At 71.5% G+C, this 12,118-nt stretch carries 9 protein-coding genes; 6 read left to right on the top strand and 3 right to left on the bottom strand.

Annotation, left to right across the window (positions count from 1 at the left end; all coding sequences use genetic code 11):
- Positions 1–19: 19 nt before the first annotated feature.
- Positions 20–832 (bottom strand): SAM-dependent methyltransferase, encoded by an 813-nt coding sequence (locus EL493_RS15830; RefSeq protein WP_022565755.1) that lies wholly within the window; start codon positions 830–832, stop codon positions 20–22.
- Between the two features lie 100 nt (positions 833–932).
- On the opposite strand from EL493_RS15830, the gene EL493_RS15835 reads away from it, so the two are divergent.
- From EL493_RS15835 to EL493_RS15855, 5 genes are all read left to right on the top strand, one after another.
- Complete coding sequence (locus EL493_RS15835) at positions 933–2,111, top strand: cytochrome P450 (protein ID WP_019046607.1); 1,179 nt, start codon at positions 933–935, stop codon at positions 2,109–2,111.
- 179 nt (positions 2,112–2,290) lie between these two features.
- Positions 2,291–2,716 (top strand): hypothetical protein, encoded by a 426-nt coding sequence (locus EL493_RS15840; protein WP_019046608.1) that lies wholly within the window; start codon positions 2,291–2,293, stop codon positions 2,714–2,716.
- A 20-nt stretch (positions 2,717–2,736) separates the two neighbouring features.
- Complete coding sequence (locus tag EL493_RS15845) at positions 2,737–3,078, top strand: hypothetical protein (protein ID WP_019046609.1); 342 nt, start codon at positions 2,737–2,739, stop codon at positions 3,076–3,078.
- A gap of 122 nt (positions 3,079–3,200) precedes the next feature.
- Complete coding sequence (locus EL493_RS15850) at positions 3,201–5,072, top strand: M12 family metallopeptidase (RefSeq protein ID WP_126405722.1); 1,872 nt, start codon at positions 3,201–3,203, stop codon at positions 5,070–5,072.
- Positions 5,073–5,186: 114 nt separating this feature from the next.
- Positions 5,187–7,178: a trypsin-like serine peptidase gene (locus tag EL493_RS15855; RefSeq protein ID WP_022565731.1), complete on the top strand. Its 1,992-nt coding sequence runs from the start codon at positions 5,187–5,189 to the stop codon at positions 7,176–7,178.
- Between the two features lie 52 nt (positions 7,179–7,230).
- Here the strand turns inward: EL493_RS15855 and EL493_RS15860 are convergent, their stop codons facing one another.
- Positions 7,231–8,085 (bottom strand): caspase family protein, encoded by an 855-nt coding sequence (locus tag EL493_RS15860; RefSeq protein WP_019050359.1) that lies wholly within the window; start codon positions 8,083–8,085, stop codon positions 7,231–7,233.
- A gap of 365 nt (positions 8,086–8,450) precedes the next feature.
- Here EL493_RS15860 and EL493_RS15865 point away from each other — a divergent pair, with 365 nt between their 5' ends.
- Complete coding sequence (locus EL493_RS15865) at positions 8,451–11,162, top strand: hypothetical protein (RefSeq protein WP_019050360.1); 2,712 nt, start codon at positions 8,451–8,453, stop codon at positions 11,160–11,162.
- Here EL493_RS15865 and EL493_RS15870 read toward each other — a convergent pair whose 3' ends face one another.
- Positions 11,163–11,918, bottom strand: coding sequence for a hypothetical protein (locus EL493_RS15870; protein ID WP_019050361.1), 756 nt, complete (start codon positions 11,916–11,918; stop codon positions 11,163–11,165).
- Positions 11,919–12,118 lie beyond the last annotated feature (200 nt).

The raw sequence follows: 12,118 nt of genomic DNA on the forward strand, positions 1-12,118 counted from the left end.
TGCTTCGGGCTGCGGGGAATCAGGGGATGCGGGCTACGCCGCAGAGCATGGAGACGGCTTCCTTGCGGGGGTGGGGGCGCCAGGTGGTGGGACGCCAGTCGATGACCGAGGTGATGCCGGGGGAGACGAGGTCCAGGCCCTCGAAGAAGCGGGTGAATTCGGCGGTGGAGCGTAGTCGGAAGGGGACACCGCTGCGTTCGTTGGCGGCCACGATGGCCTCGAGGTCCTCGGCGGAGAGATGGTCGTCGGTGGCGTGGGTCATGGTGAGGTAGCTGCCAGGGGGCAGGGCGGCGCACAGCTCGGCGACCACGTCGTAGGGGTGCATCTCGTCGGGGAGGAAATGCAGGACCGCGCAGAGCATGAGGGCGACGGGCCGGTCGAGATCGAGGGTGCCGCGCAGCGCGGGGTGTTCCAGGATCGAGGCGGGCTCGCGCAGGTCGGCGTCGATGTAGGCCGTGGCGCCCTCGGGGGAGCTGTCGAGCAGGTCGCGGGCGTGATAGAGCACGATCGGGTCGTTGTCGACGTAGACCACGCGCGATTCCGGCGCGCGGTCCTGGGCGATCTCGTGCACGTTGCCCGCCGTCGGGAGCCCGGTGCCGATGTCGAGGAACTGGCGGATGCCCGCGGTGTCGACCAGGTACGGGATGGCGCGGCGCAGGAAACTGCGGTTCTCCAGGACGGCGAAATGAATCGACGGGAACGCCGCGGCGACCGCGTCGGCCGACTTGCGATCCGCTTCGAAGTGGGCACTGCCGCCCAGCCAGTAGTCGTACCGGCGGGCCGGGTGTGGCTTGGTGACATCCACACGGTCAGCAGCCGCTTCGAAGTCCACGGCGCACTTCCTTTCTCTCGACTACGGTCGTCCCTGTCAGCCCGACGACTCGAGACCGGTGGTGGCGTTGGCTTGTCCCGCCGCCGCGAAAGGCACGGCCATGCCCCTGCAGTTCAGCCCCTACGACTTCGCTGTCCATGCCGATCCGTATCCGTACTATGCCAGGTTGCGCACCGAAGCCCCCGTCTACCGCAACGACACCGACGACTTCTGGGCGCTGTCGCGGCACGCCGACGTGAAGGCGGCGCTGCGCGACTCGGACCGTTTCTCCAGTGCCAACGGGCTGCGGATGGAGCCGGCGTTCTGGGGCCCGCAGGCCGAGCAGTTCTTCTCCTTCGTGGCCATGGACCCGCCCAAGCACACCCGGATGCGGGAGCTGGTGGTGCGCGCGTTCACCCAGCGCCGGGTGCAGACCATGGAGTCGCGGCTGCGCGAGATCGCCCGGCGCACGCTGGCGCCGCTGCTGGAACGCGGCAGCTTCGACCTGATCGCCGACTTCGCCGGCCCCTTCCCGACCGACGTGATCGCCGAGCTGGTCGGTGTGCCCGAACAGGATCGGGAACTGCTGCGCAAGCTCGGCATGGAGATCATGTACACCGACGCGGAGTCGACCGATCTGCGCCCGGAGGCCGTGCAGGCGATCGGCGCGCTCATCGGGTACTACACCGAGCTGACCATCGCGAAGAGCCGGGAGCGCGGCGACGACCTGCTCTCCGGTCTGCTCGACGCGGCCGACGGCGACGACCGGCTGACGCCGGAGGAGATCGTCGGCGTGCTGATCCTGCTGATCGGCGCGGGCATCGAGACGGTGATGCTGTCGCTGGGCAACGCCTGGCACACCGCCGCGCTGCATCCGGACCAGCGCCGCGCCGCCTTCGACGGCCGCGTCGACGACTGGATCGCCGAGTCGATGCGCTACGACCCGGCCACCCAGGGCCAGCTGCGCACCACCACGGTCCCGGTCGAACTGCACGGGGTCGAGATCCCCGCGCAGTCGCGGATCCTGCTGCTGACCGGGGCGGCCCATCGCGACGAGACCGTCTTCGAGAACCCCGACGTCTTCGATCTCGACCGCGACACCGGCGCGTCGCTGGCTTTCGGCGCGGGCCGCCACCACTGCCTCGGCATGAACCTGGCGCAGCTGGAGATGCGGGTGGCGTTGCAGGAGATCGTGGCCGCGGTCGCCGACTACGAGATCGATACCGACAATCTGGTGCGGATCCACTCCTCCAACAATCGCGGTTTCGCCTCGCTGCCCACCACGGTGACGCTGCGTTGAGCCCCGCCGGGCCGTGACCGGACTCCGGTGGCGGCCCGGCTCCATGCCCGGACCAGCGAATATGTGAGTGCTCCCAATATCGCGGGACGGAGGTTGCGCTCGGCCGCCGCGCCACCGAAGGTGAATACCTGGGAAGATCAGTCCCACACACCAGTCGGTCGGACGACATCGGAGTCGGTATGAACGCTGTGTTCGAGTGTCACCACGGATGGGTCGTCGACGTCGTCGCCGACGACAGCACCACCGCGATCGGCTGGCGGGCGCACTGCTCGTGCGGCCGATGGCGCGGACGCCCCTGGTGGCGCTCCACGCACCCGCTCGGTCACGCGCCCACCGACCGGCGGCTCTACTGCCCGGGCGGCCCCCTCGACCCCGTCCTCACCGGCGTGGTGCTCGACGACTGGGAGTGCCACCGGGCCGAGATGCAGGCGCTGATGCCGGTGCTGCTGGCCTGGCAGGACTCCGAGTCCGCCCGGCAGCGGCTGGTCGAGGCCGTCCGCTTCGTCCGCGCGACGGGCACGTCCTGGGAGTCGATCGGCCACGCCCTCGGCACCGATTCCGCCGAGCTGGCCGAGCAGCGGTTCGGGTCCGGCGCGGCGGTCTGAGGCGGGCCTACCCTCGAGGTATGGCCGTCCGCGAGCGCCGGATCAGCGGTGTCGTCGTGCTGGGACCGGAGTGTCCGGTGACGACGGCGCGGATCGCCGTCGAACTGCGCGATGTCACCTATGCCGACGGCCCGGCTCCGCTGGTGGCCGAAATGATCGCCCGCGAGGTCGCGATCGGGCCCGGCGCCCGCATCCCGTTCACGTTGCGCGCGCCGGCCGGGACCGGGCTTGGCCTGGCCGCTCACGTGGACCGCGCCGGCGACGGCGTGCTCGCCCCCGGGGATCTGGTGTCCACGCAGGCGATTCCGGTACCCGCCGACGGCGCGGTGACCGATGTGGTCATTCCCGTGCGCCCGGTGTAGGCCGGCCGTCATCGGGTAGCGCGCTACGCGTGCCCCGCCGCGGCCACCGGGTCGAAACTTCCCGCACAGACCACCGATCTCCGCGTGTGCGCGGCACCGCGGACGGACAGGAAGCGCGGCCCATGATCATCGACGACACCGCCCCGGTCGCGACCGGGACCGACGACACCGGCGAATTCCGCTCCGGCACCGGCGCGGGCACGACCCCGATACCCACCGCCACCCACGGCCTGCGCGAGGTCACCTACGCGATCGTGGACGATCTCGCCGTCTTCGAAGGCGACATCGTGCTGGGGACCCTGGACGAGATCGCGGCGCGGCAGGGCGCGGAGGGCATCGCCATCACCGGCGCGAACTTCCGCTGGCCGAACGCGGTGATCCCCTACGAGGTCGATCCGGCGCTGCCGGGCAAGCAGCGGGTCAACGACGCGGTGGCACACTGGAATTCACGCACCCGGCTGCGGTTCGTGCCGCGCACCCCGGTGCACGGCGACTACATCCGGTTCGTGCCGAGCACCGCCAGCCGCTCGCCGGTGGGCAGGCAGGGCGGCATGCAGACGATCGAGCTCACCGGCTCCGCGCCCACCGGCACCGTGGTGCACGAGATGGGGCACGCGATCGGGCTCTGGCACGAGCAGAGCCGGGAGGACCGGGAACGGTTCGTCGAAGTGCGCCTGGCCCAGGTGAGCGCGGGGGACCGGCACAATTTCGCCCAGCACGTCACCGACGGTGACGATGTCGGCGGCTACGACTTCGGGTCGATCATGCATTACCCGGCAACGGCTTTCAGCACCACCGGCCAGGACACCATCGTGCCGCGCGTCGCGCTGCCGCCCGGCGTCACCATGGGCCAGCGCACGGCGCTCTCGGCGGGCGACGTCGCCGCCGCGCACGCCATCTACCCCGACTGGTCCGGCGTCGGCGACCGCTGGCGGAACATCGGCGGGGTCTTCCCCCGCACCGCGCCGGTGTCGGCGACCGCGCGGCGCACCGACCACCTGGACCTGTTCGTCACCGGCAACGACGGCCGGGTGTACACGTCGTGGTGGCACGCCGGGACGGAATGGTCGGGAATCGGCGACCGGTGGCGGAACATCGGCGGCGTCTTCCCGGCCGGCGCCACGGTCGCCCCGGTGGCGCGCACCGCGGACAACCTCGACCTGTTCACCGTCGGCAACGACGGGCGGGTGTACACGTCGTGGTGGCAGGCGGGTGCGGACTGGTCCGGGATCGGGGATCGGTGGCGGAACATCGGTGGCGTATTCCCGCGCACCGCACAGGTTTCCGTGACCGCGCGCCGGTCCGATCATCTGGATCTGTTCGTCACGGGCAACGACGGGCGGGTGTACACGTCGTGGTGGCACGCGGGGTCGGACTGGTCCGGGATCGGGGACCGGTGGCGGAACATCGGTGGGGTGTTCCCGACGCGCGCGGCTGTCGCGGCGGTGGCCAGGACGGCGGACAATCTGGATCTGTTCGTCACCGGCAACGACGGGCGGGTGTACACCTCGTGGTGGCAGGCGGGGACGGACTGGTCCGGTATCGGGGACCGCTGGCGCGGTATCGGCGGCGTCTTCCCGGCAGGCGCGCCGGTGACGGTGGTCGCCCGCGGGCCCGATCATCTGGACCTGTTCATCACCGGCAACGACGGCTGCGTCTACACCTCCTGGTGGCAGCAGGGCAGCGACTGGTCGGGCATCGGGAACCGATGGCGCAACATCGGCGGCGTCTTCCCGCCGGGCGCCCGGGTCGCCGCCGTGGCGCGCACCCGCGACAACCTCGACCTGTTCGTCACCGGCAACGACGGGCGGGTGTACACGTCGTGGTGGCAGGCGGGCTCGGACTGGTCCGGGATCGGGAACCGGTGGCGGAACATCGGCGGCGTCTTCCCCGCCGGCGGACCGGTGGCGGCTGTGGCCCGCACGGCGGGTGAGCTCGACGTGTTCGTCACCGCCAACGACGGACGGATCTCCACCTCGTGGTGGGAGCGGTAGTCACCGCACCCGGTGCCTGACCGGAATTCGAGTGGTCGGCTACTCGTGTCAGGCACCGGGGCGGGCGCCCACGCTGAGCACACCAGCTGCATCCTTCTCCGGGCGAGGTGACCCATGGATACCGAAAGCGAAACCCGCACCGCCGCATGGCGTGAACAGATGGACGCCGCGTCGCGCCGCTTCGCCGCCAGCGCCCGCGCGCGCGACGAGGTCCAGCGCCGGCGCGAGGCGACCGAGTCCGACGTCGTCGACACCCAGGAGCAGATCATCGCCCGCGCCGACCGTCTGCTCGGCACCGGCGAAGTGCCCGCCCAGGCGGTGATCGAACTGGGCAGGCAGGACCCGCTCGACAGCATCGGCGCGCTGGAACGGGTGATCGGCTTCGCCAACGACCTGCAGGCGGTCAACTTCCTGACCCGCGGCACCCGCGCGGCCGCCGCGGTGGCGCGGATCTCGCTGGCGCACAACGGCCGTGAGGTGCCGATGGGCACGGGGTCGCTGGTGTCACCGCACCTGCTGCTCACCAACAACCACGTGCTGCCCACCGTGGACCGGGCCGAGTCGGTGGTCGTCGAGTTCGCCGCCGAGGCGGGCATCGACAACGTTCCCACTCCGACCGTGCGCTTCCGGCTCGCCCCGCACGACTTCTTCGTCACGTCCAAGCATCTCGACTACACCCTGGTGCGGGTGGCGGACGGGGCGGACGGACTCGCGCCCGGCGCGAGCTTCGGCTGGAATCCGCTGATCGCCGAGCCGGGCAAGATCGTCATCGGCGAGGCGATGAACGTCATCGGGCATCCGCTGGGCAGGCTCAAGGAGATCTCGATCCGCGACAACCGGCTCGACCTGCAACTCGACGAGTTCCTGCACTACACCTCCGACACCGAGCCGGGGAACTCCGGTTCACCGGTCTTCAACGACCAGTGGGAGATCGTCGCGCTGCACCACGCCGGCGTGCCGAAGAAGGACGCCGAGGGCGGGGTCCTGCGCAAGGACGGCAAGCTGTGGCAGACCGGCGACGGCGACGACGCGATCTGCTGGATCGCCAACGAGGGTGTCCGGGTGAGCGTGCTGCTGCGCGATCTCGGCTCCCGCGCCTTCGCACCGGCCCAGCGGTCGCTGCTCGACGAACTCGGCGCGGCGGCGGGCCTGAGCGCGCCCGCGCCGGTCGAGACGATCGTCGTCGCCGCGCCTGCGCCCGTGCCGGTCCCGGCCGCCGAGAGCGTCGCGCGTGGCGTGACCGGCAGGCCGACGGCGTTCGGTGGCCGCCGCAGCGTGGTCTTCCTGCACGGGCGCGGCCAGCAGAACCGCGACCCCGTCGAGCTGCGCCGCACCTGGACGGCGGGCCTGAACAAGGGCTTGACCCTGGCCGGGCTGCCGCCGATGGATCCCGCCGACATCCACTTCCCGTACTACGGCAACCAGCTCGTCGCCGGACTCGGGGCGCGCGAAGCGGTCGTCGACACCGGGTCGGCGCTCTACGAGAACCTGGTGGCCGAAGCCGCCCAGCGCGCGGGCATGCCCAGCGCCGAGAGCCTGCCCGCCGCACTGCCCACCGAGGAGGGCTTCGCCTTCGGCTCGGTCGTGCTGGGCCGGGTGCGCGATCAGCTGGGCTGGATCGCCGCGCGCAGCGGCCTCGACTCGCTGCTGATCGGCGCGATCTTCAAGGACGTCGCCGCCTACCTCGACGACGAGCAGGTCCGCAAGAGCGTGCTGGACACCGTCCTGACCGACATGCCGACCAGCGGCGAGCTGATCCTGGTCAGTCACAGCCTCGGCACCGTGGTGGCCATGGACCTGCTCACCCAGCTGCCCCGGGAGGTGACGGTCCGGCTGCTGGTCACCGCGGGCAGCCCGCTGGGCCTGGATGCCGTGCACACCAAGCTGCTCGCCGGCGGCCCGCGCAGGCCCGACCGCGTCGGCGACTGGCTCAACACCTGGTACGCCGGCGATCCGATCGCCATCGGCTGCCCACTGCGTCCCACCTGGGGCCCGGACCTGCGCGAACTCCCGGTCGACAACCCCAAGGAGCGCGCGCACGACATCCCCGAATATCTCGCCCACGCGGCGGTGGCGGCGACGATCGGGCAGGCCGCGGCCGGCTGAGCCGACAGCGGCGAGGCGGGGACGGTGTCACCGTCCCCGCCTCGCGTGCCGCTCACGGGGTGAACGGGCGCTGGTCGAGGAACGCGGCGTCGGCATGGAGGGTGAACAGGTTCGGCACCTGGTCCGGCGGCATGATCGCCATGATCCGGCGATGGAACTGCGCGTAGCCGCCGGTGAACGCGCCGTCGTCCCACACCTCGAGCAGAGCGCCGGTGAACTGCCCGTGGCCCGGCCCGTCGTAGGACAGCTGCGAATCCTGGCAGCCCGACAGCAGCACGACACCCGCCTCGAGCACCGCGCGTGACTGCGGCCCGCTCAGCTCCTGGACGAACGAATACAGCTGGGCGCGGCGCTTGTTGTCCTCGGCCTGTACGTCCAGCGGCATGGCCTTGGCGCTGCCGTGGACGACCGTGCCGAGGCCGTCCGCGCCCGCCTCGGCCAGGCCGGCGATCGCGGTTCTGGCCTCGCGGGTGAACGCGTCGCGGGTGACGGTGCCGCTGTGGCAGCTGTCCGAGCACACCACGACCCGCACGCCCGCCGCGAACCGCGACCACATCCGGTACAGCTCGTCGTCGACGATCTGGCGGTCGAACGCCACCCAGGTCTCGTCCTGGCGGTCGTCCTCCTCGCCGTCCACGTCCGGAGTCTGGGCGCCGTGGCCGGAGTAGCTGATCAGCACCAGATCGCCCGCCCGCGCCGTCCTGGCCAGCCGGGCGATCTCGCCGATGATCGCGAACGAGGTCGCCGCCGCGTCGAGCAGGACCCGCGGGGCGGCGAAGCCCTGCGCGGCCGCGAGGGCGGCCATGGCCTCGGCGTCGTTGACGCAGCCGGCCAGCGCGCCGTCCCAGCCGTGATAGGCGGCGGGATCGACCCGGTTCAGTCCGATGTGCAGGGAATATCCACTCATGTCCTCGTCTCCGTCCGGGATGACCGATCAGTTGGGCCGGGCGATCCGGCGCACCTCGATCCTGCGGCGGCGGTGGACATCTCGATAGCGTGGTCGACTACTCCACTCGCGGGGCCCGGCGGTCCAGGTGGGGTAGTGCCTTACTCGTTCGCTGCCGTGGCATTCGCGCGACGATGGATCCGTGGAATTCACCGCACCGGCCGAGCCGGACTTCGCGACAACGGCGTCGCGATCAGGGGATCCGGACCCCGGGCACGACTCGGCCCGCCGCACAACTTCATGATCGTCACAGTCGACCGATCGGTCTGCGATCCGGGTAGCGCACTACGCGTGTCGGCGTCGCCACGCGACCGTATCGTCGGTACATGACCGCGGCAGAGCAGCACGCCGGCTCGCCCGTGCGGGCGAGTGGGGACCACGTCACCTCCGGCCTGGCGACCATCGAACAGGTCGGGCGTGGCCGGGTCTTCGCGGCCACCACCGGGATCGTGGTCTTCCTGGTGGCGGTGCAGGCGACGATGGCGTTCCCGCTCGGCGTGCGCACGCCGCAGGAATGCCACACGGCCGGGCTGCTCGGGCTGCTGGTCGGCGCCATGATGGCGCTGGCGGCGCCCACCGCGACCTACCGGTACTACGTCTACATCTATTCGCTGCGCCTGGACCGCAAGTACGCCAGGTTCGCCCGGCAGGTCTTCGCGTGCTCGCTGCTGCTCTCGGTGATCGACGGCGTGGCCGACCTGCTGCTGGCGCTGCGGCTGCGTGCCGAGCCGCCCTCCTGCACCGGCGCCACCGTCACCCTGTTGCGCGTCCAGGCCGGTCTGCACCTCGGCTTCCTGCTGCTCGCGCTGGTCGTCACCGCCGCCATCTGGTATTTCGGCACCAGGAACCGGCTGGCCGGCGAACATCCGTCGCAGGCCCACTACGCCGAGACCACCGCCGCCCCGGCCGACCGTGACGGGCTGATCATCTGCTGCTCGGGCGGCGGCATCCGGTCGGCCTCGTTCTGCCTGGGCGCGTTGCAGGTGCTGCGTGACCGCGGCCGGTACCAGAGCGCCGGCGCGGTCGTCGGGGTGAGCGGCGGCGGCTACATCGCCGCGGCCATGCACATCGTGGGACGCACCTTCCCCGACCGCCCCTACTCGCTGGACTCCACCGAACTGGCCTATCTGCGCCGGCGCACGCGGTATCTCATGCCGCGCGGCACCGACAAGTTCCGGGCCGTGTTCTCGCTGCTGTACGGCATCGCGGTGAACGCCACCCTGATCGGCATCTCGCTGGTGGCGGTGTCGTGGTGGCTGGGCTGGCTGCTCGACGACATCGACATGCTCACCCGCACCGGCGACACCCTGCACCTGCACCTGGTCCCCGCGGGCGGCTACTGGTACCTCGCGATCGCGCTGGGCCCGTTCGTGCTCGCGCTGGCCGCGTTCGTGGTGGAGAAGGCGTGGGACCGGCTGACGATGGTGCCCGACCGGATGCGCAACATCTTCACCAAGGCGTCGCGGCTGCTGCTGGGCATCGGCGTCCCGCTCGCGCTGCTGCTCGTCGGTGTGCCCATCGCGCTGTACTGGCTGAGCCGGGCGCAGGAACGCAACGGCGCGCTGGCCACTCTCGTCGGCGGACTCGTCGACCCGGGTGGGCGCGGCACCGTCGCCTTCGGCGCGACCCTGCTGGCGCTGATCGGGCTCGGGCGCTCGGCCTGGAAGGGGCTGCACGCCGGCACCGAATCCGGCGGCTGGACCGGCCGGATCCGGCAGCTGGTGCGCAAGCAGATCGCGCCGTGGCTGGGCAGCGCGCTCATCGTCGCGGTGGTCGTGGTGCTGCTGCTGCGCTGGACCACCGTCTTCGCCACCGAACCGGCCGCGCGCTCGAACTGGACGCTGGCCTGGTGGCTCATCGGCATCGCGATCGCGATCAAGCTGTTCACCGACGCCAACCGCACCTCGCTGCACACCTACTACCGCGAAGCGCTGTCGAAAGCCTTTCTCGTGGAGAAGGATCCACGGTCCCGGCAGGCGGTGCCGCTGCCGTACAGCACCCCGCTGCGGTACTCCGAGTACGGGCGGCCGGTCGACGGCGGACCACGCCTGGTCATCGCGGCCGCCGCGAACGCCGACGACGACGCGTTCGTGCCCACCCGCCGCGGCTGTGTGCCGTTCATCTTCGATCCGGACCGGATCGGGGTGGTGGGCGACCGCGCGCTCACCCAGGACGGGCGCCGCGTCACCGCGACCTACGAGCGGCAGGCCGACTTCCGGTACCGCGACGTGACCGTGCCCGCGGCCATGGCCATCAGCGGCGCCGCGTTCAGCCCGCTCACCGGCCGCGAGAGCGCGCGCACCCGCCCGGTCCGCATCCTGCTCGCGCTGCTCAACGCGCGACTCGGGGTGTGGCTGCCGAACCCGTACTGGCAGCCGGTGCCGCAGGGCCGGGTCGGGGCGAAGATCCCGGCGGTGTGGAGCTGGGCGGACAAGCCGGGGCCCTACCGGCTGCTGCGCGAGGCGTTCGGCAATCCGTCGCTCTACGACCGGTGGCTCTATGTCACCGACGGCGGCCACTACGACAATCTCGGCCTCGTCGAGGCGCTGCGCCGCCGCCCGGCCGCGGTGCTGGTGCTCGACGCCAGCGGCAGCCCCGACGACCGGTTCTGCGCGCTGGCCGAGGCCATCGCGACCGCGCGCATGGACCACTGCATCGAGATCTGCGTCGACCTGCGCCCGATCTCGCGGGGCGACCGGAAACGGGCTGCCCAGGCCTGGACCCGCGGCGTGGCCACCCATCTCGACGGCACGACGACCACCATCTACTACCTGCGCTCCCAGCTCATCGGCGGGCTCAGCTGGGACGTGGAGAACTACAGCACCACCCACCCCGACTTCCCCTACACCTCCACCGGCGACCAGCTCTACAGCGAATGGGACTTCGAGGCCTATCGGGCGCTGGGCCACGATGTGACCACGCGGGCACTGGCGGACCCGCCGTTCGCCGAACTCCTCGACGACGAGGCGGCCACGGGGGCGCCGGAGTCCAACGGAGACCAGGACCGGCCACCGCCGCTCGTGGCCCCGCGGTCGTAGTCATTCGCTCCACGCCGGGCCGGCCATCGCCGACGCCGTGAGCACCTGTTCGGTCTTGGTCAGCTCGGTCGCGACGGCCAGGCCGTGCGCGCGTACCGCGTCGTGCAGCCGCTGCTGCGTGACCAGCGCGCGCGCCCGCAGAGCCTCGGCGGGCTCGCCGGGCGCCGGCGCCACGGTCAGCGACAGATCGAACAGGTCGAGGCCGCCGACGGCCCAGCGTTCGGCGTCGACGGTGAAGTCGCCGAGCACGACGCCGGTCCATGCCGTCGCGGCGATGGGGCCCACCGCGCGCAGGTGGTCGACCGCCACCCCCGGCGGGGTGCAGCTCACCAGGAACTGGCGCTGCGCCGAATCCAGCACCTCGGTCAGATCCTCGCCGCGCAGTGCCGCGACCCGCAGGGTGCCGGGCGGGCGGCTGCTGCGCACGGCGGCCGACAGTTCCCGCCTGCCACCGCACCAATCCCCGGCTATCCGGTAGCGAACCCCCTCGTCGGTGAACGGCGCCGCCCAGCGCCCCACCAGCTGGGCGGGCAGACAGGGCCGCAGCGTGACGGTGACGTCGTCGTGGTCGCCGCTGCGCAGCCGGATGGCGATGCGGTCGGCCAGCAGCGTCGGCGGGCCGCCCACGCCGGGCAGCCGGGGCTCGGCGAACCAGACGTCGCGGCCCACCGCGGCGGCGTTGGTGCACCCGAGGCGGGCCTGGGCGTCGACGAGATCGCCGTCGAGATTGACCTTGATGTCGATCGGAGTAGTCACCTCTGCAGGGTTACCCACGCACCCGCCCCGGGACGCGCGTAATTCGCTACTCGATTGCCGGACGAGGCGGGTACGCCGATCGTTATCCGGGCGTGGCCTGACGTAGTCCACTACTCGTGACACCGCCGGGGGCGGGGCGGAAACTGATCTTCGACCAGTTCTCGTACGCCGCGGTTCGAGCCAGCTACGTGGAGGTTTCC

This window comes from Nocardia asteroides (assembly GCF_900637185.1).
Classification (GTDB): domain Bacteria; phylum Actinomycetota; class Actinomycetes; order Mycobacteriales; family Mycobacteriaceae; genus Nocardia; species Nocardia asteroides.

Excerpts from the sequence above, each read along its gene's own strand:
- EL493_RS15835 (WP_019046607.1), top strand. The coding sequence starts at position 933 with ATGCCCCTGCAGTTCAGCCCCTACGACTTCGCTGTCCATGCCGATCCG.
- EL493_RS15840 (WP_019046608.1), top strand. The coding sequence starts at position 2,291 with ATGAACGCTGTGTTCGAGTGTCACCACGGATGGGTCGTCGACGTCGTC.
- EL493_RS15845 (WP_019046609.1), top strand. The coding sequence starts at position 2,737 with ATGGCCGTCCGCGAGCGCCGGATCAGCGGTGTCGTCGTGCTGGGACCG.
- EL493_RS15850 (WP_126405722.1), top strand. The coding sequence starts at position 3,201 with ATGATCATCGACGACACCGCCCCGGTCGCGACCGGGACCGACGACACC.
- EL493_RS15855 (WP_022565731.1), top strand. The coding sequence starts at position 5,187 with ATGGATACCGAAAGCGAAACCCGCACCGCCGCATGGCGTGAACAGATG.
- EL493_RS15860 (WP_019050359.1), bottom strand. The coding sequence starts at position 8,085 with ATGAGTGGATATTCCCTGCACATCGGACTGAACCGGGTCGATCCCGCC.
- EL493_RS15865 (WP_019050360.1), top strand. The coding sequence starts at position 8,451 with ATGACCGCGGCAGAGCAGCACGCCGGCTCGCCCGTGCGGGCGAGTGGG.